The sequence below is a fragment of the Mycobacterium sp. genome, assembly GCF_032159775.1.
In the GTDB taxonomy this organism is placed as follows: Bacteria; Actinomycetota; Actinomycetes; order Mycobacteriales; family Mycobacteriaceae; genus Mycobacterium.
In genome coordinates this window covers 1-25601 of the sequence record NZ_JAVHWK010000212.1, presented here as the reverse complement: position 1 = coordinate 25601, position 25601 = coordinate 1, and the positions used below count along the sequence as shown (strand labels likewise).

The following is a 25601-nucleotide window of genomic DNA, read 5'->3' as shown; positions in this document are numbered from 1 at the left end:
AACACCCGCAGGGGCGGCTTCGGTGCGTCGACGATCTTGAGGACGGCGGCCGCCGATGCGGCGGGATCGCCTGGCTTCGACGTCCGCTGTGCACGCACCTTGTCGGCGGCCTCGTGCACCTCTTTGTAGTCAGGCAGAGGCGTCGAGCGCTTGGAGGACGGGCCGGCCCAGTCCGTGGAGAATCCGCCGGGCTCGATCAGCGTGACGTGGATCCCGAACGGCTCCACTTCCTGCGCCAGCGACTGGGAGAACCCCTCGAGCGCCCACTTCGACGCGTGGTAGATGCCGACGTTCTGGAATGCGGTGATGCCGCCGATCGACGACACCTGCAGGATGTGGCCGCTGCGCTGTGCCCGCAGGTACGGCAGGGCGGCCTGGGTGACCCACAGCGCCCCGAAAACGTTTGTTTCGATCTGGGCCCGCGCCTCCTGCTCGGACAGCTCCTCGATGAAGCCGAAGTGCCCGTAGCCTGCGTTGTTGACGACGACGTCGAGCCGGCCGAAGTGGTCGTGAGCCCGTTTGACCGCGGCGAAGTCCGCGTCGCGGTCGGTCACGTCCAGCTGGATCGGCAGAAGGGCGTCGCCGTATTTTTCGGCCAGGTCGGTCAGGGTCGCGGTGTCGCGCGCGGTCGCGGCCACCTTGTCGCCGCGGTCGAGGGCAGCGATCGCCCATTCTCTGCCGAAACCACGCGACGTCCCGGTGATGAACCACACTTTTTCAGCCATGCCTCTACCAATGCCCGGTATCGCGGTGGGCATTCCCGCTCTACGGAACTTGACAGGTAGCGTCGCGGACGTGAGCAGGGCATCGCTGGACAAGGACCCACGCGAAGTGGCGTCGATGTTCGATGCCGTGGCGCAGCGCTACGACCTGACCAACACCGTGCTGTCGCTGGGGCAGGACCGGTTCTGGCGGCGCGCGACGAGGTCGGCGCTGCGCATCGGTACCGGCGACAAGGTGCTCGACCTGGCGGCGGGCACCGCGGTGTCGACGGTCGAGCTGGCGCGGTCGGGAGCCTGGTGTGTGGCGGCCGACTTCTCGGTCGGGATGCTCGCCGCCGGTGGAGGTCGCGACGTGCCCAAGGTCACGGGTGATGCGACGCGGCTGCCGTTCGCCGACGGCGTGTTCGACGCGGTGACCATCAGCTTCGGGCTGCGCAATGTCGTCGACCACGCGGCGGGGCTACGTGAGATGGCCCGCGTGACGCGACCGGGCGGGCGGCTGGTGGTGTGCGAGTTCTCGACGCCGACGAACACGCTGTTCGCTACCGCCTACAAGGAGTACTTGATGCAGGCGCTGCCGCGGATCGCGCGAAAGGTGTCGTCGAATCCGGACGCCTATGTGTATCTGGCCGAATCGATTCGGGCGTGGCCGGATCAGGCGCAACTGGCGCACAAGATCGCAGACGCCGGTTGGTCGGCGGTGCGCTGGCGCAACTTGAGCGGGGGCATCGTTGCTTTGCACGCCGCCGTGAAACCCTCGCGCTAGGGTTCGCGAGATGCCCGGTCGGCTCACGGATCCCAGTTGCACCATCGGCATGGATCTGCGGGCCGATCCGCGGATGGTGAAGGCGCTGGCGCAGTTCGGGCTCGACGGGCACATGCCGCTTCCGTCGGCGACGCCCGATGCGCCGATGGCGGAGCGGCTGGCCGCGGTCGCGGCGACGGAGAAGCGGATGGGCCGGGTGCTCGAGGAGCTGGCGCAGACCCTGCCGAGGCCGACCGGCATCGCCACCATGACGACGACGATCACCGGCGTCGACGGCAACGAGATCGCTTTGTACATCACCCACCCGATCCCCGCCGCAGGCGAGTTGCCCGGGGTCGTGCACTTCCACGGCGGCGGGATGACCATCAACGGCGTGACCGATCTGAGCTACACCCGGGCCCGCGAAAACCTCGCTGCCACAGGGCTTGTGGTCATCGGCGTGGAATTCCGCAACGCGGGTGGCAGGCTCGGCCCGCACCCGTACCCTGCGGGGCTCAACGACTGCGCGTCGGCGATCCGATGGGCCTATGCCAACCGCGCGGATCTGGCCATCAGCCATCTGATCACGTGCGGTGAATCCGGCGGCGGGAACCTGACGCTGACCACCTTGCACAAGGCGAAGCGCGAGGGCTGGCTGAACGAGATCGCGGGCGCCTACGCCCAGTGCCCGTTTCTATCAGGGCGCTGGTACGAGCAACCCGACGAATTGCCGTCGCTGAGGGAGTGCGACGGGTACTTCCTCACCCGCGAGATCATGGGACTCGCCGCTGCCGTCTACGACCCGACCGGTGAGAACTCACAGGACGGTGCCTGTTATGCGGGCTGGGCCACCGATGAGGAGTTGAGTGAGCTTCCGCCGCATGTGATTTCGGTCAACGAGATCGATCCGCTGCGCGACGAGGGCCTGCTCTACTACCGCAGGCTGGTCCGCGCGGGCGTGCCCGCGGTCGGCCGCGTTGTGGTCGGCACGGGGCACGGCTGCGACCTGCTGCTCGGCGGTTATCTGCCCGATGTTTTCGCCGCCACCATCCGCGACGTCAGCGGCTTCGCAAAGTCCCTCGCCTAGCCTCTTCTCACTTCTGCACCGCGAGCGTGCGTGTTTGCACACGACACGCCGCGCCCGGGCGTACAACTGCGCACGCTCGCGGCTAGCTGAGTTCGTCCCAGAGCCGCTGGCTTTCGGCGCCGACGGTGGCGTCGTGCGTCTGCTGGAAGTTGCGGCCACCGCGGCGGAAGGTGGCAACGACGGCTGCGGGCACGGCCGGCTCGAGCAATGGCTTTGGTAGCCAATCGCATTCACGCACGTGAACTAGATCGACGGCGGCTGCGTCGTCGCTGGCGTCGTAGAAGTACGGGCCGACGATGCGACCAAGCCAATACAGCCCGTCCGCGTCGCGGGTCCAAACGAACGAACCGTCGTCAACTTCGGCGAACCGCTCGACGCGGCGCGCGCGGCGGCCGTCGTGAACAGGCTCGCCGAACCCGCACACTCCGCGGGCAAATGCTCGCTCGATCGTCGCCCGCACATCGATATCATCACGGCGCGACCGCAAGGGCGCTCGATAGACGGCGGTCGTCATGCCCTTATCGTCGCCGAGCGTGCGCGTTTGCACGTGAATTAGCGGCGTGTCGCGTACAAACACGCACGCTCGCGGTGCAACTCAGCTGAACGGCGGCCTGCGGTCCAGCCGCCGGGAGCCCCCGCCCGCACGCCGCCACACCCGCGCGACCCAGTCCGCGTCCTCGTCGGTGACGAGGTTGGCCATCACCCGCACCGCGATGTTCATCAGGAACGTGGACCGCATCGCGAGCGGACCCGTCGCGGGAAGGAAGCGCGGATAGGTCAGCAGCAGGGCGAGTCTGCGCGCGACCGAGAACCCGCGCGCATAGTGCTGCTGCAGGAGCGCAGGCCATGCAGACGTCAGATCACCCGTATCGAGCATTTCGACGGCCAGCCTGCCGGTCTCGAGGGCGTAGTCGATGCCCTCCCCGTTGAGCGGGTTGACGCAGGCGGCGGCGTCGCCGATCAGCATCCAGTTCGGCCCGGCCACGCCGGACACCGCGCCGCCCATGGGTAGCAGCGCCGACAACCCGAGCCGCGGCTCGCCCTCGAAGCCCCATTCATTACGTCTGAGTGACGCGTAGTAGGACATCAGTGGCCGCAGCGCCGCATCCGCGGGTCGTTTCGACGTCGCCAACGCGCCCACGCCGATGTTCACCTCGCCGTTGCCGAGCGGGAAGATCCATCCGTAGCCCGGCAGTAACTCACCATCGGGCGACCGCAGCTCCAGGTGCGACGTGATCCACGACTCGCTGGCGCGCGGTGTCGCGATGTACCCGCGAATCGCCACGCCGTACACCGTCTGCTTATGCCATTGCCGACCCAGTACGCGCCCGAGCGTCGACCGCGCTCCGTCCGCGACGATCAGATGCCCGCAACTGACCTCGGCGCCGCTGTCCAGCAACACCGAAGAAACACGTCCTGCCGAATCATGTTCCACCTCAACGGCTTTGACGCCCAGCATCATCTTCGCGCCGTCGTCGACGGCGACCATCCGGATGCGGTCGTCGAGTTCCGTTCGGGGCACCGCGCTACTGACCTTCGGGAACGACGCGCCGGGCCACGGGATCTCGACCTCGGTGCCGAAGCCCGACATCCGCAGCCCGTGGTGGGCGATGCGGCCCTCGAGCCACGGCCCGAGGCCGAGCTGTTGCATCTCGGCGATCGCCCGCGGGGTCAGGCCGTCGCCGCACGCCTTGTCGCGGGGGAACTGGGCGGAGTCGATCACCAGCACGTCGCGGCCGCTGCGGGCGGCCCACGCAGCGGCGGCTGATCCGGCGGGGCCGGCACCGACCACGACCACGTCAGCCCTGATGTTCATGTATCCCAGTATGTTGGCAGGGTGAGGACACCGGCGAGCGTGGTCGCGGGCGTGGACTTCGGGGACCCCGCCTTTGCGCAGGAAGTGCGCGACGGCGTCGCCCGCATCGAGGACCTGATGTCCACTGAGCTGGGCAAAGCCGACGAGCTGATGGCAGAGGCCGTCCAGCACCTGTTCCAGGCAGGCGGCAAGCGTTTCCGCCCGCTGTTCACGGTGCTGTCCGCGCAGCTGGGCCCCGACCCAGACAACTGGCAGGTCACCGTCGCGGGCGCCGTCATCGAGTTGGTCCACCTGGCCACGCTGTACCACGACGACGTGATGGATGAGGCCCAGGTGAGGCGCGGCGCCCCGAGCGCGAACGCCCGGTGGAGCAACAACATCGCGATCCTGGCGGGCGACTACCTGTTCGCGACGGCCTCGCGGCTGGTCTCGCGGCTCGGCCCGGACGCTGTGCGGGTCATCGCCGAGACATTCGCCCAGCTCGTAACCGGCCAGATGCGCGAGACCCGCGGCTCAGCCGACCATGTGGACTCCGTCGAGCACTACCTCAAGGTGGTGTACGAGAAGACCGCATGCCTGATCGCGGCGTCCGGCCGGTTCGGCGGCACATTCTCCGGCGCCGACGAGGAGCAGATCGAGCGGCTGAGCAGGCTCGGCGGCATCGTCGGCACAGTGTTCCAAATCTCCGACGACATCATCGACATCGACAGCGACCCCGACGAATCCGGCAAGGTGCCCGGCACCGACCTGCGAGAAGGGGTGCACACCCTGCCGGTGCTCTACGCGCTGCGCGAAACGGGTGACGACGCCGACCGGCTGCGCGAACTGCTGGCAGGCCCGGTCGAGGACGACGACGAACTGGCCGAGGCGCTGAACCTGCTGCGCAGGTCGCACGGCATGGTGCAGGCCAAGGAGACCGTCGTGCGCTACGCCAGGCAGGCCCGCGACGAACTGGACAATCTGCCGGAGGGGCCGGGTCGGCAGGCGCTGGCATCGCTGGTCGACTACACCGTCAACCGCCACGGCTGAGGAACCCCCGACGGCCGTCGGAGCGTTGGAGAAGCGAAGACCTTCCAGGAGGACGCTGATGAGCTGGCATTCGGGTGCCAACACGGCCAAGACATTCCTCCTGCTGGCGTTGTTCTCGGGGCTGATCGTCGCCGTCGGTGCAATGTTCGGCAGGAACATCATGTTTCTGGCCGTGTTGTTCGCGATCGGCATGAACGTCTACGTCTACTTCAACAGCGACAAGCTGGCGTTGCGCGCGATGCACGCCCAGCCGGTCACCGAGGTTCAGGCGCCGTTCATGTACAAAGTTGTCCGCGAACTGGCGACTACTGCACATCAGCCGATGCCGCGGCTGTACATCAGCGACACGGCCAACCCCAACGCGTTCGCGACGGGCCGCAACCCCCGCAATGCGGCGGTGTGCTGCACGACCGGGATCCTGCAGATACTCGACGAGCGGGAACTGCGAGCGGTGCTCGGCCATGAGTTGTCACACGTCTACAACCGCGACATCCTGATCTCGTGTGTAGCCGGCGCGATGGCGTCGGTGATCACCGCGATAGCCAACCTGGCTTTCTTCGCCAGCATGTTCGGCGGAAACCGCGAGGGTGGCGCGAATCCCTTTGCCATACTGCTTGTTTCACTGTTGGGACCGATCGCCGCGACGGTGATTCGGCTCGCGGTGTCCCGGTCGCGCGAGTACCAGGCCGACCAGTCCGGCGCCGAGCTGACCGGCGACCCGCTGTCCCTTGCGTCGGCGCTTCGCAAAATCAGCGGCGGGGTGCAGCAGGCGCCGTTGCCGCCGGAGCCGCAGCTGGCCGACCAGGCACACCTGATGATCGCCAGCCCGTTCCGCGCAGGCGAGAAGGTCGGGAAGCTGTTTTCCACGCACCCGCCGATCGAGGAGCGGATCCGTCGGCTGGAGGAGATGGCGGGCCGCGGCCCCGGCCAGTACTGAGCCTGTCGGTAGGTGTGCTCCTCGCGTCCGCACCACATAGGCTGTGCCGATGCTGAGCAGAACGATCCTTGCGGGCGCTGCGGCAGCGGCTCTGGTCGGTGCACCGGGTGTCGCCGCCGCCGACCCGAACGAGCCGCCCGCCCCGCCGCCGCCGCCCAACGTAAACGGCTACGCGCCGGTGAAGCCGTCGGAGTTCTCGGTGCTGGGTGACTCGGCCTACGCGTTCACCACACCCGACGGGCTGACGTGCATGGTGCAGCGCTCAGGGGGATACGGCTGCAGCGGCCCGATCCCCGGCGGACCCGAAGGCGCGAACATGGTCAGCGGGGCGATGGGCGGCGTGCCGGTCTTCTCCAACGTGGCGGCCAACCCGTTCGCCAGCGCGGGTGAGGTCAAACCGCTTCCGGCCAACTCGCGCATCAGCTTCCAGACTCTGAGCTGTGGCACCGACGGCGCCTTGACCACATGTGTGGACAGCAAGAACCAGGCGGGCTTCGTGATCGCTCCCGCGGGCAGTTGGATCGTCGGTGAGGTCAACCCGCTGGTGGACCGGCCCGAGGGAACGAACCCCTACTTCAACTAGCTCAGAACCCCGAGCCGTGCACCTCGTGCCCGGGCTTTTCGGCGGCCAGGCCGCGGTAGGCCTCCTCGACGGTCGAACCGTGGTTGACGACGCCGTCGACCTCGCGCGCGATCGGCATGGACAGGCCGTACTCGTTGGCGAACTCCATGACCACGCTCGCGGCCTTGACGCCCTCGGCAACCTGGTTCATCGACTCGATGATCTCGTCGATCGTCTTGCCCGCCCCCAGCTGCTCGCCGACATGGCGGTTACGGCTGCGCTGGCTGGTGCACGTGACGATCAGATCGCCCATGCCCGCGAGGCCGGCGAAGGTGTCGCGGTGCCCGCCCATCGCCTCGCCCAGCTTCGACATCTCCCGTAGCGCGCGGGCGATCACCATCGCGCGGGTGTTCTCGCCGATGCCCAGCGAGTAGCCCATCCCGACGGCGATCGCGTAGACGTTCTTCAACGCACCCGCCATCTCGACGCCGACCACGTCGTCGGTGGTGTACGTGCGAAATCTCTGCGTGCGGAACAGGTTTGCGAGGTTGGCCGCCAGATGCTGGTCCGGCATCGCGAGCACGGCCGCCGCGGCGTATCCCTCGGCGACTTCGCGGGCGATGTTCGGACCTGCCAGGATGCCGGCGGGGTGCCCCGGCAGTACCTCGTCGACGATCTGGCTCATCCGGTAGTTCGTGCCCTGCTCGAGGCCCTTCACCAGGGACACCACCGGCACCCACGGCCGCAGTTCCTTGGCCAGCTCGGTCAGCACGCCGCGGAAGCCGTGCGACGGCACACCCATCACGATCACGTCGGCAGACTCGGCCGCCTCGGAGAAGTCGGTGGTGGCCTGCAGCGTCAACGCCAACTCGACTTCGTCGCCGAGGTACTTGGTGTTGCGGTGCTTCTCGTTGATGTCGTTGGCGGTCTCCTCGGAGCGCACCCATTGCAATGTCGGCCCGCGCCGCGCGCAGATGGAAGCGACGGTGGTGCCCCAGGAGCCTCCACCGAGTACGACGACTTTGGGTTCGCGTTGAGCAGGTGCCATGGCATCAGCGTATTGCCGACGCATGCCGTTTCACTGGCAGTTGACGAACTGCGTCGCCGCTGCGCCGAAGTTAGCTGGTGCGCCCGAATTGGTGCCGAAGGGCCCAGTGCGCCGCTGGTAGCGTCGATTGCCAGTTGGCAGAAAGGCTCCCGGTGCCGAAACCGATCAGGGTCGATCCGCAGGACTTGGCTCGCGCCGCCGAGCGTGTCCGCGAACACGCAGACCAACTCCGGGCCGGCCACGCGTCGTCGGTGGCGGCGGCCGACGACGCGCAGCCCGGTCTGGTCGGCCAGTCGGCGCGGGCGATCGACTCCAAAACTCAACGCTGGCAGACCACGACGGCCGAGCTGTATCGAGTACTGGCCTCGCAGGCCGCCGCGTTGTCGAGTGCCGCAGCGGCTTACGCCAGGACCGAGGACAACAACCGCGACATGATCGCTTCTGTGGACCCCACAAGCCTGTAGGCCGCCATGTCGCTGACGATCGATGATGTAGCGCGCTGGGATCCCGATGCCGTCCGCGAGGTCGGCGACGCCGCCCGCACTCGCGCGCAGACGTCGATCGACATCGCCAACGAGCTGCCGACGTTTCCGGACTGGACGGGTCCCGGCTCCCAGGAAGCCAAGCAGGCGCTCGGGAAGACCCGGCAAGCGTTGATGAGGGACGCCGACGCAGCGCTGGCGGCGGCGCGCTCGGCCGATGCGGCGGCGGTTAATGTCCAGGTGGTCAAGGAAAATCTGCAACAGGTGCTGAACATGGCCCGTGACTGCGGCATGATCGTCGATCCGGTGGCCGGCACGGTCCGTCCCGTGCCGGGAAGCATGACCACGGCGAACGACTGGCACAACGCGCAGGTGCTGCAGCAGGCGATCCAACAGGTGCTCGCCCAAGCGAATACGGTCGATCAGCAGTTGGCCGCGGCGATGGACCAGGCCGACGATGTGGTCGACGTGCCGCCAGAGGCGCGACCGATACCGCTGCCACCGCCGGGCGCCACCACCGAGGATGTGAAGCACTGGTGGAAGTCGTTGAGCCAGAAGGACCGTGAGCGACTGATCGCCGAACATCCGGCAGAGTTGGGCAACCTCAACGGAATTCCCGCGGCCGCGCGCGACACGATCAACCAGCAAGTGCACGCCGACGACCTGACCAGGATCTCGGATACCGCTGCGCAGCACGGCGCTTCGAATGAGCAGGTGTTGGCGAACCCCGGCTTCTACGGCCTCTCGGCGGACGATGTCACGCGCTACAACAACGCGATCAAGGTTCAGCAGGGCATGTACCATCAGCGCGGCGACGACCCCGACCCGTCCCGTCAGCGGCCCGTCATGCTGTGGAAGTACGAACCGCTCGCCGACGGCGGTCAGGGCCGCGCCGCCATCGCGATCGGCAACCCGGACTACGCCGACAACACGACGGTCATCGTCCCTGGCACGAGCAGCAGCGTAAAAGGCGGCTGGCTCAGCGACGGCCACAACGACGCCATGAACCTCTGGGACCAGGCCAACGCGGCCGACCCGAACGGCACGCACTCGGTGATGTCGTGGATGGGCTACGACGCGCCGGACGGCTTCAGCGACACTCGTGTCGCCAACCCCGACCTTGCACGCGCGGGCGGCAAGGTATTGGCGGCCGACGTCAACGGGCTGTGGAGCACCCATCAGGACCCACAACAGCATGTGACGGTGATCGGACATTCCTACGGGTCGACGACGGTCGCCGACGCCTTCGCCGACTCTGGCATGCACGCCAACGACGCTGTCCTCATTGGTTGTCCGGGAACGGATTTGGCCCGCAGTGCCGCCGATTTCCACCTCGACGGCGGAAACGTCTACGTCGGCTCTGCGTCGACGGACCCGGTCAGCTACATCGGAACGGCGCCGGAGTATCTCCACGACTATCTGAACCGCGAACTGCACTATCCGGTGGGGCTGAACGCGGGCCTCGGGCTGGACCCCGCAGGCGACCAGTTCGGCTCGATCCGGTTCGACGCGGAGGTCGCCGGTCGCGACGGCATCAACCCGAACGACCATTCGCATTACTACGACATGGGTAGCGAATCCCTGCGTGCCATGACCTACATCGCCACCGGCGAGAGCGGCGAGTTGGGGGCGGAGGGGCTGCTGGCCGACGGTCGCCGCCAGCCGCACGTCGACCTGCCGACCGAGATCGAGCTGCCGTTCGGCGGAAAGATCGAGTTGCCGCCCGTAGGCTTCGACATACCGGGATCGCCCGCATACATCGATCCCGAAACCGGTCGTCCATCGGAGTCAGTGACCAAAAACCATGCTTTCTAATAGATTTCAGATGAGTGCGGCGTTGCTCGGGCTCGCACTGGTGTTAGGAGGCTGTTCGATGTTCCCCCATGACGACAAGCCGTCGACGCCACCGCCGGAGCCGGTGCAGTCGCAGTCCGACGAGGACACCATCAAGCAGGTCGTCGACCCCGCCAAGACCATCGTCGCTGTGGCCGCGCTCCAGGACGTGAGTGGCGGCGTCGGATTCGAGGCGTGCAACGACCAGGGCGAGCCGCCGTACCGGGGCAGGCTCGAGATGGGCTTCCGCATTCCGGACGACATCGAGCCGAAGAAGTACTTCGAACAGATCGCCAAGACGATGGTGCAGCAGGGCAACGGCTGGTACGACGGACCGCCGCCGGGCAGGAACCCGTTCGGCACCGCCATCCACACCGACACCGTGTTTGCGGTCATCGGCCAGAACCCGGTCGCGCGCGAAGACGGCTATGTGCACGTGTTCGGTGAGTGCCGCAACATGGACGACCACAAAGACGGCGCCAGCGTTAACGTCACCGACCGGCTGGTGAACTAGCGGTAGTTGACGAACTGCAGCGCCACGTCGAGGTCGGCTTTCTTCAGCAAGGCCTGCACAGCTTGAAGGTCGTCGCGCTTTTTGGAGCTCACCCGGACCTCGTCGCCCTGGATCTGCGTCTTGACGCCCTTGGGGCCGTCGTCGCGAATGAGCTTGGTGATCTTCTTGGCGTCCTCGCTGGAGATGCCCTGCTTGATGGTGCCGCTGACCTTGTAGGTCTTGCCGCTCGCCTGCGGGTCACCGACGTCGAAGGCCTTCATCGAGATGTCGCGCCGGATCAACTTCTCCTTGAACACGTCGATGGCGGCCTTTGTGCGCTCCTCGGTGGACGAGGTGATGGTGATGGCCTCCTCGCCCTGCCATTCGATATGGGTGTCGGTGCCGCGGAAGTCGAATCGGGTGGACAGTTCCTTGGCGGCCTGGTTGAGGGCGTTGTCGACCTCCTGGCGGTCGACCTTGCTGACGACATCGAAGCTTGAATCCGCCATTGCGTTGGCCTCCTCTCGTTGTGCTCGTAAGTACTATCCCACGACGCCGAAACCGACATTTCGCAGACAAAGTGCGAGGTAGATCTCGGCCGTTTTCGTGCATAGCGCGTCCTCGTTGTACCCTGCTAGTCGCACAATGGCAGGTTGCCCGAGCGGCCAATGGGAGCGGACTGTAAATCCGTCGGCTTACGCCTACGCAGGTTCGAATCCTGCACCTGCCACCGAGGTCTCAGCCGCTGTCGGGGTCATGGCGGGCCGCTTAAGGCCGCGCTAGATGAATGTTGCTTTCCCCGAGCCGGACTTCGGGCCTCCCGCAGTGTGGTCGGTATCAGCCTTCAAATAGACCCATTGGGCATACGTGTAGGTCTCGGCCCCGTCCGCAGGTCTGACAACCAACGTGCGCGCGGCGGACAGCTCGTACCTGTCCTCGTCTCCGTACTCATGAAAAATGCCCTCGTCTGCCGAGAGGTACACGGTGAATGCCATATTTCGAGCGTGCCATGAGCGCGGGACCGAAACCCTCCGTTGACCACAGTGATTCGGCTCTTAGGTCCTCGTTCTCCGCTTCTGGCCGGTTCGCGGAGTGCTGCGAGCAGTCCAATATTGTCAGAGCTGGCAATTACGGGAATGCCGCCGACTCTGCTCATTTAACTCCGTCAGCAAGCACCCAGTCGTACTCTGGCCCCCGTCTCGACCGACCGACCGCCTCCAACTGTGGTTGGCGCGAGACCCCATCGAAGAAGGTAAAGATGTCAAAAGACCAGAACATCGAGACGTTGAACAAGGGCTACGCCGCGTTCTCCTCCGGAGACGCCGAAGGGGCTATGCGGGACCTTGATGACAACATCGAGTGGGTCCAACCGGGCAACAGCGCGATCAGCGGCACGTATCACGGCAAAGCCGAAGTCGGTGAGTTCTTCGCGAAGCTGGCGGAGAAGTCTTTCGCAACCACCCCTAACCGGTTCATCGCCGACGACGACGAGGTGGTCGTGCTGACCGAAGTCAGGGCCGGCGGCGAAACGGCTCAGAGCGCCGACTTGTACACCTTCCGCGACGGGAAAGTCGTAAGAGCTGAAAACTTCTCGGACACCGCCATGATGGAGCGGGTCTTCGGCACCAAGTAAGCGGTCGCCAAACCGATAAGCACAGCCTTCGTCGCGACGATGACGGACACGATCCGCTGCATTCGCCGCTATATCAGTCGGTCTTCAGCACGCTCGCCGCATCGTCGTGTTCGACGGTCGAGCGTTTTCGCTCTGGCGGAACCTTCCCTCGGACGCTGTCTCAGGTGCGTCGTCAGAAGTGGCGGTGAGGAAACGATCCGGAAGGGCCAGCTTCATGATCGTCCGAAGCGCGAGCAGGTATTGGCGGACCAGCGGACCGGTCGTGTAGGGCAGATCGTAGGCGACGCACACAGCTTTCACCCGCCGGGCGATGTCCGCGTAACGGTTGCTCGGAAGATCGGGGAAGAGGTGATGTTCGATCTGATAGCAGAGGTTCCCGCTCATGAACGCCAACAAGGGCCCCGCCTTGAAGTTCGCCGTACCCAGCATTTGGCGCAAATACCATTCTGGCTTCGTCTCGTCGACCAGTGCGGCAGCGACAAATTTCTCGGCGCCGTCCGCGAAGTGCCCGCAGCAGATCACCACGTAGGCCCAAATGTTGCGCATCAAGTTGGCCGTCACGTTGGCTGTGGCGGTACGCCGCCACCGCCGGCCGCTGAGCGACGGATATAGTACGTAGTCCTTGGCGGCCTGGCGGGCGATTTTGCGGACGAAGGCTTTGGTGTGAGTTGATTTGTCGGCATCGGTTGTAGCGCGCAGCTTCTCGGAGTACAGGTCGTGCAGGCCGATGCCCCATTCAAAGGTGAGGGCCATCAACAGGTTCCGTAGCGGCTGCGTCAGATGACTTGGCTTCCACGTCTGGTCGCGGGTGACTCGCATGACTCCGTATCCGAGGTCCTCGTCCATGCCGACAACGTTGGTGAAGACGTGGTGGCGGTAGTTGTGGGAGTAGCGCCACTGCGACGATGGGCCGACCATGTCCCACTCCCAGGTACCTGAATGTATTTCCGGGTCGTTCATCCAGTCCCATTGACCGTGGCCGATGTTGTGAGCGAGTTCCATGTTCTCGATGCTCTTCGCCGCGGCGAGCGCTGTGGTTCCCAGCACCCATCCGACCTTGCCCTTGCTCAAGCCGATCACGAGGCGCGAAGCGACTTCGAGGCCACGCTGAAATGCGATCGTGCGATGAATATATGCCCGGTCATTTGCGCCTAACGACTGCTCGACATCACGGCGGATTCCCTCAAGATCGGCGGCGAGTGCCTCCAGCTCTGCGACGCTGAGATGAGCGAAGTCAGCGACATCGGTGATGGCCATCGTCTGTCAAACCCTTTCAGGCGCGATTTGGAGTCCCCGGCTTGCGCAATCTCGACCAGCACAGCCGCCGTGAACAACTCCCACGGGCTGAAGGAGTGAAGCTATCTACTCACTACCCACAACGAGGGAAAAAAATCAGACGGGCCCTGGTGGAGATGGAAGCTCCGGTCGAAGACGAGATCGAGCCGGGAGGCCCAGCGACCGGGCTAGGCTCGAAACATGGAGCCCGAGTTCGAAGAAATCCCGGATTTCTCGCCGTTCAGCAGAATTAGGCGGATAGCTCTTGATCCCGAATCCGTGGTCGGTAAGGAGCTTGTTGAAAAATTCGAGCAGCTTGACGAATCTTTCACGGGCAAGAACAAGAGTTGGTCCGCGATCGTGAAGCTCATCGCTCTGAGCGCGATGTGCGTCAAGGGGGTGATCGACCTGGAGAAGCAGGTCATCGACTTGCGGCGCGAGGTGCGCTCCCGGGCCGGAACATGATGCGCGAAGCCGCCGACCCGACCTGCTGAGCTGACAATCCTGCGATCATCGACCGAGCCGGCGGCAGGCCGCTACTTGCGGGAATGGTCGCGTCCACACGACTGGGCGCGTTTCTCGCGTCGTTCTGAAACATGTTTCAATAGCTTTATCGAAGGTTTCTGGCGTCCTCGAGCGCTCCCGATACCGCGGTTGCCGGTGCCCGCGTTGGCTTCGGTCGGCCACATCCCGGATGGTACGACCGTCGACCTTCCGGGTCGGGGAAGCACGTACGTTTATGATTCCGGCCCGTGCGATGGGCCGACGTACGTGCTGCTGCACTCCCTGGCTTGCACCGGTCTGGTGACGTGGTATCCCGCGTTGGAAGCGGTGCGCGAGTTCGGCCGGGTTGTGGTCTTCGACCAGCGGTGTCATGGCCAAGGAATTCTGCCGCCGCGCATGTTGCTGGAGGACTGCGCCGACGATGTCGCTGCCCTGGCCGACGTCCTCGACATTCCCAGCTTCGTGCCGGTCGGGTATTCCATGGGATCGCTCGTCGCCCAACTTGTTTGGAAGCGCCACCGGGAGAGGGTCGATGGCCTGGTGCTGTGCGCCGCAGCGGCAGCAGTTAGCCGAGCAGCTTACGAGCGGGTCGCCACCGGAGTGTTCGCAGCACTGATCGAGGCCGTCAGTCCCGCGCCACGCCTGTGCGAGCCCGCGAAGGCGGCCAACCATGGATACTTCCGCGATCACCAATGGGTTCTGGGCCAAATCCGCTCCACGTCGCCGGGCAGTATCACCCGTGCGATCGCCGAAGTGGTCCGTTTCGATTCGACGAACTGGGTGGGCGAAATCGATGTCCCCACAGCCGTGGTGGTGACGATGAAGGATCGCGCCTTCGGCGTGCGACGGCAGAAGTGGCTGGCAAGCCAGATCCCAAACGCCGAGATGGTGCCTGTCGACGCGGGTCACGCCGGTTGCACCTTGCAGCCGGCCGCGTTCGTTCCTGGTCTGCGCCGAGCGATTGAATCGGTACATGGCCGGCTCCCTGCGTCGCGCCGCACGGAGCGGATGGCCGAATAGGCGAATTCGCGACCAATGCGAGGGGAAGAGTGGGGTGAAGCGGCTTAGTGGTTGGGACGTGCTGCTGCTATCGAGCGAAACCCCCAACGTCCATCAGCACACCCTCAAGGTCGCGATCGTCGACACCAATGGCTTCGAGGGCGAGCCGACGTTCGAGGCGTTCCGCGACGTATTCCTTGCCAAGCTGCCACTTCTTCTCCCGCTGCGCTACGAGTTGGTGTCGACGCCGTTGCGTCTACACCGCCCGATCTGGCGTGAAGACGCCAAGCTCGATTTGGACTACCACCTTCGGCAGGTGCAGGTGCCTGCCCCTGGAGGACGGCGAGAGCTCGACGCCGTGATCGGCGCGATAGCAAGCGAGCCGCTTGATCGCCGTCGTCCGCTGTGGCAGTTTCACTACGCCGAAGGGCTGTCCGACAATCGAATTGCGGTGATCGGCAAGGTGCATCACGTCCTGGCCGACGGCGTCGCATCAGCCAATCTCTTGGCGCGCGCGATGGAATGGCCGGGCGGTGAAGCACCGCATGATCAAACGCCGAAGGATCTCCCGCCGCCAACGACACGCGATGTCCTGCTTTTCGCGGCACGCGACCACGTTTCGCGGTTCCGAACCCTACCGTCAGCGGTGCGAGACGGAGTGGTCGGTGGTTACCGGTTGCAGCGTAGAGTGCGGCAACGCCGTCGCGATCCTGATCTTGCCGGCCGCTTCAAGCCGCCGCCCACTTTCTTCAATCGGAAACCCACCGCGGCAAGAACTTTTGCCAGCGCTACGCTGCCGCTCGCCGACGTCAAAGCGATCAGCAAGAAGCTCGACGTAACGATCAACGACCTGGTTCTGACCACCGTCGCGGGCGCGCTGAGACGTCTGCTCCTCATGTACGGAGAGGACGCCAACGCGCCGCTCATCGCCTCAGTGCCCGCAACTACCGACACCTCGCCGGAGCGGATCGCCGGCAACGCGCTGGCCACGATGCTGGTCTCGTTGCCTGTTCACATCGACGATTCGATGGAGCAGCTTCGGTTGATCCGCACGTCGACGCGCATCGCCAAGGAAGATCATCAACTCCTAGGCCCCACCCTGGTGGGCCGCTGGCTGGAGTTCGTGCCGCCGACACTCACGCGCACAGTCTTTCGTTGGATGTCACGAAGGGAAGCGCCCAACAAGCTGTTCAATTTGATTGTTTCCAACGTTCCCGGACCACGGGAATATGGCTGCATCGCCGGCGCAGTGGTAACCGAGTTCTATTCGGTTGGACCGCTTGCAGCGGGTGCCGCCTTGAATGTGACCGTGTGGAGCTATGTCGACCAGCTCAGCGTCTCGGTGATTTCCGACGCCGCAATACTCAACGACACACACGAAGTGACCGACGCGTTCGTGGACGCGTTTACCAGGTTGCGGGAAGCGACAGACTCCTCCGCCAGGACCACGCCGTAGGCTCAGCGGCCAGATCCCTTCCGCCGCTGCAATCGTTACTTTTCACCCGAGGGGATGTCGCCCGAATAGGCGGACGCTCGGCTGGCCACTGCTTTCCCTCGGCGCGTGGTCGCCCTAATGCTGTACTACCGTCAACCCTTGGGGGCGAGGTGCAGCGGCAGGCTTTCGAAGCGGCGAATCACGTTGTTGCGAGCCAACTCTGGCGTGCCATCGAGCTGAATGCGTTCAACATGTCGAAGCAATGAGCGCAGCATCGCTTCTATCTCCATCCGTGCCAGACCTTGGCCAGCGCACGCGTGAACTCCATGCCCGAAGCCGAGCTGACGGGAAGCGTCGCGCGTGATGTCGAAGCGGTCAGGGTCGCTCCAAACACGGTCATCGCGGTTCGCCGACGCGAACATGACCAGCACCCGTGAGCCTGCTGGAATTCGCGTCCCCGTGATCTCGGTATCACGCTCGACGCGGCGTCCGAACGCCCTGACCGCCGATTCCATCCGAACGACTTCGTTTACCGCATTCGGTATCCGGGCAGTGTCGTGCCGCAGTAGCTGCCATTGGTCCGGATTGGTAGCGAACAGCCACAGTGCCGCGGCGATCGCACTTGCCGTCGTGTCGATGGAGGGTGCCAGATAATCGATGAAGACCGAAGGAAGTTGCGACTGCTTCATCGCGCCCTCTTCGATCGCCTGCACCACCTCGTGCGCCATACTGCCTGGAATCACGTTGCGCCGACGGGCAAGCCGATGCACGAACGCCAGCATCGACAATGCGTCGCCAGACGACCGCACGGCCAAACTGTTGAACGGCCCAAGCAGATCGAAAGTGGCACCGGCCCACGCGACCAGGTGCTCGCGTCCACCTTCGGGCCACCCGACAAGGTCGGGAACCACCGACAGCGGAAGTCTCAACGCGATATCCCCGACGCCGTCGACCCTGCCGTTCGCCACGGCAGCACGCACCGTCTCCTCGGCCAAGTCCTCTATCTGGGTTTGCAGCGGACCCAATGCTCGCGGCATCAGCCGATGGGCCGAGAGCTTTCGGACGCGGTCGTGCTCGGCGCCATCCAGCATCAGAAAGCTCCGCCTGCCGACGGTGCGTGAGATGGGGTTCAGCGCCACGCCGCCGGCGGAACGGAACGTATCGGCGTCGCGGAGCACGTCCTTCACCTCGGCGTATCGCGGAATCGCGTACAACCTCTGCTTCGGTAGCCATACGACGGGACCAAGGGCCCGCATGGTTGCGTAATGCGGGTAGGGATCGCGAATAGCGGCTTGGGAGTACAAATCGGCGCGGTACACCGGCACGTCGCTCGGCGTCTTCGCGCCGCCCATCGCCCGCCGCCATATCCGAACGTCACGCGGACGACCGTCGGAGACAGCGCCCGAACGCGATGCCGAAGAGGACGTCATGTGACCATCGTCGCCTGGCGGCGGTCCAAGCGCGACGGTATGCCTGCACCATGTTCACTCGCCAGTGGTGCACTGAGCACACCGACGGATAGCGCCGAGGCGACCTGAACCGGGTTCTCTGCGAGCGGTCGCGGCTGCAGGTCCTGCGCTGGACGGGACACGGTCGTTCCGACCGCCGTACCGCAGACAATCGGTGACCGACGTGGCAGGCGCGCGTATGCACCTGCATCAAGGTCAGAGGCCCTTCTGCTTCTTGAGCGGACGTTTGATTCAGCGCGAGTTGTCACTCCGCCACGACTCGCGCACGAATCCGCGCCGCCATCGCCAGTGCCTCGGAGATCACGTCTTTGTGCGCATACTGGAGCTATCGTCGCCGCTATTGCGTCGATGCGGGCTGGGCGAATAATCTCGCGCCATGGCTGCAGCTACCGCGGGTGGGGGAGGGACCGGTCTGAGGCCGGATTTTGAGAACGTCCAGGCTCACTACGACCTGTCCGATGAGTTCTTCCGGCTCTTCCTCGATCCGACCCAGACCTACAGTTGCGCCTACTTCGAGCGCGACGACATGACTCTGGAGCAGGCCCAGATCGCCAAGATCGACCTGGCTTTGGGAAAATTAGGGCTGCAGCCTGGCATGACGCTGCTCGACATCGGCTGCGGCTGGGGTGCCACACTGCGGCGTGCCGTGGAGAAATACGACGTCAACGTCGTCGGCTTGACCCTGAGCAGGAACCAGGCCGTCGCCGTTGACAAGGTGTTCCGCGCAATCGACAGCACGCGCAGCCGGCGGGTGTTCTTGGCGGGGTGGGAGGAGTTTCGCGAACCGGTCGACCGGATCGTGTCGATCGGCGCGTTCGAGCACTTCGGTAAAGCTCGCTACGACGACTTCTTCAGCATGGCCCACTCCGTGCTGCCTCCCGACGGCGTGATGCTGCTGCATACGATCGTCAGAGCGAGTATGGAAGAGGTCCAGAAGCGGGGACTGAAGCTACCGGCGAAGCTGCTGAAGTTCATCCTGTTCATCATGGACGAGATCTTTCCCGGCGGGGAGCTGCCGTTGGTCGCCCAGGTCCAGCAACACGCAGTCAAAGCCGGTTTCCGGGTGGACCGCGTCCAGCCGCTGCGGCCGCACTACGCCCGAACGCTCGACATCTGGGCGGCGACGCTGCAGAGCAACCGAGAGCAGGCGATCGCGGTTCAATCCGAAGAGGTCTACCTGCGTTACATGAAGTACCTCACCGGTTGCGCTGACCTGTTCCGTGACGGCTACATCGACGTATGCCAGTTCACTTTGGTGAAAGGCGGCTGACCGCCATCAGGGCGCGACCAAAATAATTAACGCCGAGGTCTACAAGCGCCTTTGTCCGATGTAGTAAACGACCCACGAAATCCCCGACTTCGCAGTGCTTTTGCTGCGCCGATGATATTTTTGAGCCCTGCTGATCTGGTAGATGACATCCATGCGGAAGTAGGTCGCCGTGACTGATGCTGCCGAACGGGCCGAACAACTGGCCCTTGTTTCGCGCCTGAAGACGATTTATCCCGAAGTTCCGGAATGGCCGACTCCGGACATGATCACCCACGACCACTACCTCGCCTACATGAAGACCTCGCACGACGTGGGCGGCGAGCTGGACTACCCGCACCCCTACGAGAACAAGGAAGAAGAGCAGTGGGAACTGATGACCTACGTGCTCTGCGAGGTCCTCGGGATGCGGGGTATCTGGGTCTCCGAGGAACGACGGCGGCTGGCCAATGTCGACGTCGGGCGCGCCATCTATCTGGGTCTTCCGTATTACAGTCGCTGGCTCTGGTCGGTCGGCCGGTTGTTGATGGAGAAGAAGCACATTTCGTGGGGTGAGCTGACCGATCGGCTGGCAGAGGTGCAGGCGCGCTACGCCGGTGGCTTGAACGGCCAACGCCCGCAGGCTAAGCCGAAGTTCGAAGGCGATGGCTCCGGCGTCAATCGCAACAAGCATCACCTCGAAGCCGCCGGAGTCGGTGACCCCCAGTGCTTCGTGGGTCAGGCCGGCGTGGCGAAGTTCAACGTCGGCGACAAGGTGAAGGTGCGCGATCTGCCCGCGATGTTCTACACCCGCACGCCGGAATACTGCCGCGGCGCCGAGGGGACGATCGCTGAGGTGACGTACGAAAGCCCGGCTCCCGAAGACGAGGCCTGGGACCGCGAGGACGCCAAATCGGAGTGGTTCTACATCGTGCGGTTCAACCAGGCTGAGCTTTGGGACAGCTACACCGGTCCCAAGAACGACACTCTGCAGACCGAGATCCCTGAGCGCTGGCTGGAAGCCGTCGGTTGACAGAGTTTGCGTTGCCCAACCGCAGTCAGGCTTGATCGAAAGGAATTTTGCGTCTATGTCCGAGCACGGTCACGATCACGATCATTCGCGAACCGTCAAGCCGATGGTGGATGAGATCACCGATTTCGAGGTGCTCGAGATCGCGTTGCGCGAATTGTGCATCGAGAAGGGGCTTTTCACCGCCGAGGACCACCGCCTGTTCACCGAGTATGCCGAGCACATCGGGCCGACTCCCGGAGCGCGTCTGGTCGCCAAGGCCTGGCTGGACGATGACTTCAAGAAGCTCGCGATCTCCGATGCCGTGGCCGCGGCCAAGGAGGTCGGCATCGACTGGCTCGAACCAACCGGCTTCGGCACTCCTAGCGACTTTGTGGCGTTCAAGATCCTCGCCGACACCCCGAGCGTGCACAACGTCATCGTGTGCGCACTCTGCTCGTGCTACCCCCGTCCAATCTTGGGCAACTCACCGGAGTGGTACCGCACGCCGAACTATCGGCGCCGCATCGTTCGCTGGCCACGCCAGGTGCTCTCCGAGTTCGGTCTCCAATTGCCCGACGACGTGGAGGTGCGGGTGGAGGATTCCAACCAGAAGCACCGCTTCATGGTCATGCCGATGCGTCCGGAGGGCACCGATGGGTGGACCGAGGACCAGCTGACCGAAATCATCACCCGCGACTGCCTCATCGGGGTGGCCCTGCCTCGGCCAGGTGTCACGACGAACGTCACCCCGTTGGTCCGTGCGGCGATCCGGCCGATCGAAGCGTGACCGCGGTGGTCGGCGAAACCCGGGGCAGCGGCGACGAATTCGCTGTTCTGACGGAGATCGCGAAGCCTGAGCAGACCTGGCCCGCGATGACGGCCAAGTACCGTGTCGAGAACCCGTTGCCGCCATGGAAGACCAGTCTGGACGGTCTGTGCGATGCGCTGGACCGATCGTGTCGCGCCAAGGACGTGCTGGATTTCACGTTCAAGCAGCGCCGCGACGAGGAAGACGAGCTTTCCGCCGACCGGTATGCCCAATTGCCCTACCCGGAGAATCAGCTTGTCTCACTCGCGCACTCGCTGTTGAAGCGGGGACTCATCGACGAAGCCGACCTTCGCGCGCGGCTCGCCTCGATCCGTTCGCGTCTCGAGGCGCAGTGACCAGGCTGGTGCACGCCGGTGGTGTTACCCGGGTGCCGGCGTGAATTCGATGTGCAACTCGCTGAGTCCGCGCAGCAGGAAGGTCGCCGAGTATCTGGACCGCGGAGCTCAGCAACTTGGTAACGGTCTCCTGGCCGGCACCGAACAGGAAGGTCGCCGGTCGGACGACTTTCAGTAGCGGCGGAACACTGGTGGAGATCGAAGCCCCGGGTCGAAGACGAGATCGAGCCGGGAGGCCAAGCGACCGGACTAAGCTCGCAACATGGAGCCCGAACCCGAAGAAATCCCAGATTTCTCGCCGTTCAGCAGAATCAGACGGATAGCTCTTGATCCCGAATCAGTGGTCGGGAAGGAGCTCGTCGAAAATTTCGAGCAGCTTGACGAGTCCTTCAACGGCAAGAGCAAGAGTTGGTCCGCGATCGTGAAGCTCATCGCGCTGAGCGCGATGTGCGTCAAGGGGGTGATCGACCTGGAAAAGCAGGTCATCGACCTGCGGCGCGAGGTGCGCTCCCGCGCCGAAATGTGATGCGCTAAGCGGCGAACTCTTACACTGTCCATGCCAGCAACAGCCGACCACTTCCAGCGTGGGGCCTTCGGTCGTGCCCTTTATAGAGATTGCCACTCTTTACACGACGAGGTGGCTCCGCTGTCGAGCTTCGTGTCGGAATGAACGCCGAATCATCGTCGAGCGGACAGGGAAGCCCCTTGGCTGAGTTAACCCCCGAACAGTTCACCCACCTCGTGCTGCTCGCCGCGGCGCCGCCAGACCGGGTAGGCGAGGTGGTGGCGAGTCTAGTTGGCGATCATCTCACCATCGGCCCTCTTCGCGTCGGCCCTGGCGGGATGGCGTCGGCATCGGCGCGTGGAACGCGCGGTCAGGTCTGCGTCGACAAATGTTGTGACGACTCCGGCCGCCAAATCATCACCGTGCCGATCGCGCTGTGGATAGACGTGCGGCTCGCGGGACAAATCGTCCGCTACCGCGGCGAGGTTGAGGTCCAGATACGGTTTCGGTTGCGGCTCGACCCCCCGTGCGTAGTAACTGTTGAGCTCGAACAGCTGCAGGAACAACATGTCCGTACAACCGTCGATCCGGTCAGCGTCGGTGCTCGCCTCATCGGCTGGGTCGGCGGAGTGGACGAAGTCGTCGCCGAGCAGGTGCTGTGTTACGTACGAGATCTGATGTCTGGTCCCGAGTTCGACGCCGCCCTGCACATAGACGTGAACGCACTGATGAAGCGTGCATGGGACGCCGGTCTGGTTGTCGCGCTGCCCGCACGCTCGTCCTTGAACAGTTCATGATCCCAGTCGCCACGACACAAGCGATCGATTCCCGGGCCTGGGCGGCGAGGAGGAGCGATGAGGCCCTCCAGTCCGACGCTGTACGTGGCCTATTTGTCGAACTGAGAAAGGGGACGCCGCTCGACGGGCCGTCCGGTGATCACTCTGGCGCTGATCCGGGCCAGGCGGGCCATGCCGCGGTACGTGGACGGGTTCAACAGGGTGGGCCAGGTGGTCCGCCTCCGGTGCAAGTCCGGAGGTCGACCAGTAAATCGGTCGCGCAACCACCTCAGCGTCATGGGTGTAGACATCGGGTGCAGCAGGATGTGTTCGCAGAACCTGTCCCGGTGATAGGTGACGTCGGTGCCTCCGGCGGCATAGCTGTCTGCGAGTGCATCGATGTCGTCGACCGAGATGATCCGGTCATGCGCGGCCTGCACGATGAGCACCGGCATAGTCGGTGCAGCAACGCCGAGTCGGATGTTGTCGAAGACGTGTCGAACCTCGGGCATCGCCAGAATTTCGTCAAGCGGGCGGTCAAGCATCGTCGCCATGTCCTTTTTCCTCAGCCGCGCCACCGCATGGGCAGTGGTCATTTTCTTCAGCTGGTCGAGCATCGCCTGTCCCTCCGGGGTGGCCCGTTCCTCGATCACTCTCTTGAAGTCGGGATAGGTGTGCATCAGCGCGGCAACCACCATGGTGGGCAGCCCGGAGAAGAACTTGCCGTTGAGACGGTGATAGGTGTTTCCGAGATCACCGACGGGGGAGCCCAGCACGGCGCCGACGATGTTGAGCTCTGGCGCATAGCCGGCGTACATCTCGGCCGCCCACGCGGTAGCCAGGCCGCCGCCCGAATATCCCCACAAGCCGATGGGGTCGGACGTGGACAGATTGAGCGGCGCGAACTTGAGCGCGGCGCGCAGGCCGTCGAGTACGCAGTATCCAGGTTCCACCGGTGCGCCGAAAACGCCCTTTGGGCCGCCGTGATCGGGGAGCGACACCGCCCAGCCCTCGGCGAGTACCGCGGCGACGAGCAGCAGCTCGAATTGTGCCAGCGCGCCGACGGCCTTGGCGTGTCGGCGCAACGCGTAGGAGGGAAAGCAGCGGCCGGCCATGGCGTCAATTGCGCACTGGTAGGACACGATCGGACAGGGCTTCTCCGGATTGTGCTCGGCCGGCGTCAACACCGTTGTCACGGTGGTCAACGGCTCGTCGTTCATGTCGGTCGTTCGATAGAGCAGCTGGGTCGCGCGAAACCGCTGCGGAATCAATCCCAGGAAAGCCAGCTGTACGTCGCGCGAGCGCAGAACGGTACCGGGTTCTGCGTCTTCAAAGCCCGAGGGCGGCTGATAGAACGGGTCGGCACCAGGAACCAAAGGGCGGGTGCCGTCCTCGAGGCGCTCATGTGATGCAACGCCGGACCACCCGCCTGTGGCCCAAGCTCCCTCACTGCTCGAGTTCATACGCGATACGTACCCCGAACTCCGCGCTCTACCCCTGCATGGCGACAGGCTGTCGATCCGGCACCCCCTCGATCCTGCGCGACTCTGAGTCTCTCGTCGTCTCGCCGAGAATGATGCATAGCGCAGGAAGCTGCAGGAGCGTCGCCGTCAGCAGGTGGGAGTGGGCTGGAAGTCGTTGGTTGTCGAGAACTCGAAGCGCGTCGCGCCGATGCCAGACGACGGCAGGACGATCGCCGTGCCGTTGCCGCGCTCCCACGTCCGCGGCAGCAACACGTACTGGTTGCCGATCTCGATGAGCAGTACCAGACCGCTGTAGCGGAAATGGTATGCCGATTCGGAACCCGGCGGCGTCGCGCAGATCGTCTGGTGGATGTCGCTCCCGTCGAGATGGAGGTCCTTCTCGCTGAACAGAATCACCGCCGGGCGGTTTGGGATTTCGGCTGCGGCTTGCCGGGCGCGGGTTTGACCTACGGCCACTGAGTAGTCCGTTGCGATCCAGAACAGACTCATTGCGACGAGGACGAACATTACCGCCCATTCGCAGAGCAGAGACGCATCCGAACGACGCGCGGTGGGAGGTCTCTCCTGTAATCGATTGCGGCGCAACAGGACCAGATACCACAGGAGGGCGACACCTACGATGATACAGATGGGCGCAACGCACAGGCCGCGGTTGAGCGGAGTGACGATGACGAGGCGACTCAGTCCGTTGAGCAGCACGAGCACCACGACGGTGCTGAGGACGGCAAGGTGCGTTCGCGAACTCGGACCGCGCCGAACCCGTTCGGGCAGAGCGATGTAGCCCCACATCAGCGCCAGACCGACAACCGCGACGGCGATCAGCGGGATGAACAGCGAGTCCACGCTTCGAATGACGTATTCGCGGGTGCTCGGCGCGAGCACGGACGAGTCGACGCCGAAGTAGTCGAAGAACCAGTACACGTGGGCCCAGCCGAAGTAGAAGAGCAACGCCGCAAGCAAGGTCGTCGGTGCGATGAATTGACCGAGGATCCGGACGAGCCGGGAGAAGCCCGCGAACGGCGAAGCCGTCGGCGTCGGCTCAGCCGCTTGGTCTGACATTCGTCACTGTCTGGGTTGCCGTCGGCGTGGGCGTGGACTCCGTCGGCTGGGGCTCGGACTCGGACGGCTCTGGCTCAGTCGATGAGCTCGTTTCGCAAGGCCAGGTTCCAGTCAACAGGGTGAGCGTCGACCCATGCTTGAGGGTGATCGGGTCGCTGGTATCAGGCAATGTCGAGGTGAACTGGCACTGGTCGTAACTGTCGTCGTCACCCATGGCGACGATGACGGTGACGCACAGTTCGCCGTTACCGCATTCTGTCCGGACGAGTCCCTCCACCCGGTGTCT

Annotated in this window: 28 protein-coding genes, 1 tRNA gene and 1 pseudogene; 19 read left to right on the top strand and 11 right to left on the bottom strand. The window is 64.5% G+C overall.

The window, feature by feature from the left end:
• Positions 1–725, bottom strand: a 725-nt coding sequence (locus QOJ24_RS26905) for an SDR family oxidoreductase (RefSeq protein ID WP_526266661.1), incomplete at its 3' end; no start/stop codon positions are given.
• A gap of 70 nt (positions 726–795) precedes the next feature.
• Between QOJ24_RS26905 and QOJ24_RS26900 the strand changes: the two genes are divergently transcribed.
• Together QOJ24_RS26900 and QOJ24_RS26895 are read left to right on the top strand one after the other, a co-directional pair.
• On the top strand, positions 796–1488 hold the full coding sequence (locus tag QOJ24_RS26900; RefSeq protein ID WP_526266659.1) for a demethylmenaquinone methyltransferase: 693 nt from the start codon (positions 796–798) through the stop codon (positions 1486–1488).
• A gap of 10 nt (positions 1489–1498) precedes the next feature.
• The gene (locus QOJ24_RS26895; RefSeq protein ID WP_526266657.1) at positions 1499–2554 is read left to right on the top strand and encodes an alpha/beta hydrolase; all 1056 of its coding nucleotides are present in this window, start codon (positions 1499–1501) and stop codon (positions 2552–2554) included.
• A gap of 82 nt (positions 2555–2636) precedes the next feature.
• On the opposite strand, the gene QOJ24_RS26890 is transcribed toward QOJ24_RS26895, so the two are convergent.
• Both QOJ24_RS26890 and menJ read right to left on the bottom strand, forming a co-directional pair.
• Positions 2637–3068, bottom strand: coding sequence for a GAF domain-containing protein (locus QOJ24_RS26890; protein ID WP_526266655.1), 432 nt, complete (start codon positions 3066–3068; stop codon positions 2637–2639).
• Positions 3069–3149: 81 nt separating this feature from the next.
• On the bottom strand, positions 3150–4370 hold the full coding sequence (menJ, locus tag QOJ24_RS26885; protein WP_526266653.1) for a menaquinone reductase MenJ: 1221 nt from the start codon (positions 4368–4370) through the stop codon (positions 3150–3152).
• A gap of 21 nt (positions 4371–4391) precedes the next feature.
• Between menJ and grcC1 the strand changes: the two genes are divergently transcribed.
• From grcC1 to QOJ24_RS26870, 3 genes are read left to right on the top strand one after another with little or no spacing between them, the layout of a single operon-like run.
• Entirely contained in the window at positions 4392–5399 is a 1008-nt protein-coding gene (gene grcC1, locus QOJ24_RS26880) for a nonaprenyl/(2E,6E)-farnesyl/geranylgeranyl diphosphat synthase (RefSeq protein WP_526266651.1), read from the top strand.
• Between the two features lie 58 nt (positions 5400–5457).
• Positions 5458–6336 (top strand): zinc metalloprotease HtpX, encoded by an 879-nt coding sequence (gene htpX, locus QOJ24_RS26875; protein ID WP_526266649.1) that lies wholly within the window; start codon positions 5458–5460, stop codon positions 6334–6336.
• 49 nt (positions 6337–6385) lie between these two features.
• Positions 6386–6919, top strand: a complete 534-nt coding sequence (locus QOJ24_RS26870) for a hypothetical protein (RefSeq protein WP_526266648.1) — start codon at positions 6386–6388, stop codon at positions 6917–6919.
• A gap of 1 nt (position 6920) precedes the next feature.
• On the opposite strand, the gene QOJ24_RS26865 is transcribed toward QOJ24_RS26870, so the two are convergent.
• Positions 6921–7946, bottom strand: coding sequence for an NAD(P)H-dependent glycerol-3-phosphate dehydrogenase (locus QOJ24_RS26865; RefSeq protein WP_526266647.1), 1026 nt, complete (start codon positions 7944–7946; stop codon positions 6921–6923).
• Positions 7947–8098: 152 nt separating this feature from the next.
• Between QOJ24_RS26865 and QOJ24_RS26860 the strand changes: the two genes are divergently transcribed.
• From QOJ24_RS26860 to QOJ24_RS26850, 3 genes are read left to right on the top strand one after another with little or no spacing between them, the layout of a single operon-like run.
• Positions 8099–8410, top strand: coding sequence for a WXG100 family type VII secretion target (locus QOJ24_RS26860; RefSeq protein ID WP_526266645.1), 312 nt, complete (start codon positions 8099–8101; stop codon positions 8408–8410).
• A gap of 6 nt (positions 8411–8416) precedes the next feature.
• Positions 8417–10243: an alpha/beta hydrolase gene (locus tag QOJ24_RS26855; RefSeq protein WP_526266644.1), complete on the top strand. Its 1827-nt coding sequence runs from the start codon at positions 8417–8419 to the stop codon at positions 10241–10243.
• Between the two features lie 10 nt (positions 10244–10253).
• Positions 10254–10775: a lipoprotein LppJ family protein gene (locus QOJ24_RS26850; protein WP_526266643.1), complete on the top strand. Its 522-nt coding sequence runs from the start codon at positions 10254–10256 to the stop codon at positions 10773–10775.
• On the opposite strand, the gene QOJ24_RS26845 is transcribed toward QOJ24_RS26850, so the two are convergent.
• Positions 10772–11263, bottom strand: a complete 492-nt coding sequence (locus tag QOJ24_RS26845) for a YajQ family cyclic di-GMP-binding protein (RefSeq protein WP_526266641.1) — start codon at positions 11261–11263, stop codon at positions 10772–10774. The genes QOJ24_RS26850 and QOJ24_RS26845 overlap by 4 nt on opposite strands.
• A gap of 138 nt (positions 11264–11401) precedes the next feature.
• On the opposite strand from QOJ24_RS26845, the gene QOJ24_RS26840 reads away from it, so the two are divergent.
• Positions 11402–11484, top strand: a tRNA-Tyr gene (locus QOJ24_RS26840).
• 49 nt (positions 11485–11533) lie between these two features.
• Here the strand turns inward: QOJ24_RS26840 and QOJ24_RS26835 are convergent.
• On the bottom strand, positions 11534–11749 hold the full coding sequence (locus tag QOJ24_RS26835; RefSeq protein ID WP_526266639.1) for a hypothetical protein: 216 nt from the start codon (positions 11747–11749) through the stop codon (positions 11534–11536).
• Between the two features lie 263 nt (positions 11750–12012).
• Here QOJ24_RS26835 and QOJ24_RS26830 point away from each other — a divergent pair, with 263 nt between their 5' ends.
• Complete coding sequence (locus QOJ24_RS26830) at positions 12013–12387, top strand: nuclear transport factor 2 family protein (RefSeq protein ID WP_526266638.1); 375 nt, start codon at positions 12013–12015, stop codon at positions 12385–12387.
• 84 nt (positions 12388–12471) lie between these two features.
• Here the strand turns inward: QOJ24_RS26830 and QOJ24_RS26825 are convergent, their stop codons facing one another.
• Positions 12472–13644, bottom strand: a complete 1173-nt coding sequence (locus tag QOJ24_RS26825; RefSeq protein ID WP_526266637.1) for a fatty acid desaturase family protein — start codon at positions 13642–13644, stop codon at positions 12472–12474.
• A gap of 219 nt (positions 13645–13863) precedes the next feature.
• Between QOJ24_RS26825 and QOJ24_RS26820 the strand changes: the two genes are divergently transcribed.
• From QOJ24_RS26820 to QOJ24_RS26810, 3 genes are all read left to right on the top strand, one after another.
• Positions 13864–14127 carry a hypothetical protein gene (locus tag QOJ24_RS26820; protein ID WP_526266636.1) on the top strand — a complete coding sequence of 88 codons (264 nt, stop codon included), beginning with the start codon at positions 13864–13866 and terminating at the stop codon, positions 14125–14127.
• A gap of 195 nt (positions 14128–14322) precedes the next feature.
• Positions 14323–15186, top strand: coding sequence for an alpha/beta fold hydrolase (locus QOJ24_RS26815; protein ID WP_526266634.1), 864 nt, complete (start codon positions 14323–14325; stop codon positions 15184–15186).
• A complete protein-coding gene (locus tag QOJ24_RS26810; protein WP_526266633.1) occupies positions 15140–16621 on the top strand; it encodes a WS/DGAT/MGAT family O-acyltransferase in 1482 nt (493 codons plus the stop codon). Before QOJ24_RS26815 ends, QOJ24_RS26810 begins: the two co-directional genes overlap by 47 nt.
• Before the next feature lie 131 nt (positions 16622–16752).
• On the opposite strand, the gene QOJ24_RS26805 is transcribed toward QOJ24_RS26810, so the two are convergent.
• Positions 16753–18030, bottom strand: coding sequence for a cytochrome P450 (locus tag QOJ24_RS26805; RefSeq protein ID WP_526266632.1), 1278 nt, complete (start codon positions 18028–18030; stop codon positions 16753–16755).
• A 415-nt stretch (positions 18031–18445) separates the two neighbouring features.
• Between QOJ24_RS26805 and QOJ24_RS26800 the strand changes: the two genes are divergently transcribed.
• From QOJ24_RS26800 to QOJ24_RS26785, 4 genes are all read left to right on the top strand, one after another.
• Entirely contained in the window at positions 18446–19339 is an 894-nt protein-coding gene (locus tag QOJ24_RS26800; RefSeq protein WP_526266631.1) for a cyclopropane mycolic acid synthase family methyltransferase, read from the top strand.
• A 169-nt stretch (positions 19340–19508) separates the two neighbouring features.
• Positions 19509–20348 (top strand): SH3-like domain-containing protein, encoded by an 840-nt coding sequence (locus QOJ24_RS26795; RefSeq protein WP_526266629.1) that lies wholly within the window; start codon positions 19509–19511, stop codon positions 20346–20348.
• A 55-nt stretch (positions 20349–20403) separates the two neighbouring features.
• Positions 20404–21114: a thiocyanate hydrolase subunit gamma gene (gene scnC / locus QOJ24_RS26790; protein ID WP_526266628.1), complete on the top strand. Its 711-nt coding sequence runs from the start codon at positions 20404–20406 to the stop codon at positions 21112–21114.
• Between the two features lie 86 nt (positions 21115–21200).
• Positions 21201–21491 carry a thiocyanate hydrolase gene (locus tag QOJ24_RS26785; RefSeq protein WP_526266662.1) on the top strand — a complete coding sequence of 97 codons (291 nt, stop codon included), beginning with the start codon at positions 21201–21203 and terminating at the stop codon, positions 21489–21491.
• 46 nt (positions 21492–21537) lie between these two features.
• Here QOJ24_RS26785 and QOJ24_RS26780 read toward each other — a convergent pair.
• Positions 21538–21681, bottom strand: a pseudogene (locus QOJ24_RS26780) (cytochrome P450); the annotation flags it as partial.
• A gap of 72 nt (positions 21682–21753) precedes the next feature.
• Here QOJ24_RS26780 and QOJ24_RS26775 point away from each other — a divergent pair.
• Together QOJ24_RS26775 and QOJ24_RS26770 are read left to right on the top strand one after the other, a co-directional pair.
• Positions 21754–22017 carry a hypothetical protein gene (locus tag QOJ24_RS26775; protein ID WP_526266626.1) on the top strand — a complete coding sequence of 88 codons (264 nt, stop codon included), beginning with the start codon at positions 21754–21756 and terminating at the stop codon, positions 22015–22017.
• A gap of 179 nt (positions 22018–22196) precedes the next feature.
• Positions 22197–22793 (top strand): hypothetical protein, encoded by a 597-nt coding sequence (locus QOJ24_RS26770; RefSeq protein ID WP_526266624.1) that lies wholly within the window; start codon positions 22197–22199, stop codon positions 22791–22793.
• Between the two features lie 89 nt (positions 22794–22882).
• Here QOJ24_RS26770 and QOJ24_RS26765 read toward each other — a convergent pair whose 3' ends face one another.
• Both QOJ24_RS26765 and QOJ24_RS26760 read right to left on the bottom strand, forming a co-directional pair.
• On the bottom strand, positions 22883–24235 hold the full coding sequence (locus QOJ24_RS26765; RefSeq protein WP_526266623.1) for a lipase family protein: 1353 nt from the start codon (positions 24233–24235) through the stop codon (positions 22883–22885).
• Between the two features lie 147 nt (positions 24236–24382).
• A complete protein-coding gene (locus QOJ24_RS26760; RefSeq protein ID WP_526266621.1) occupies positions 24383–25315 on the bottom strand; it encodes a hypothetical protein in 933 nt (310 codons plus the stop codon).
• Positions 25316–25601: the final 286 nt, after the last annotated feature.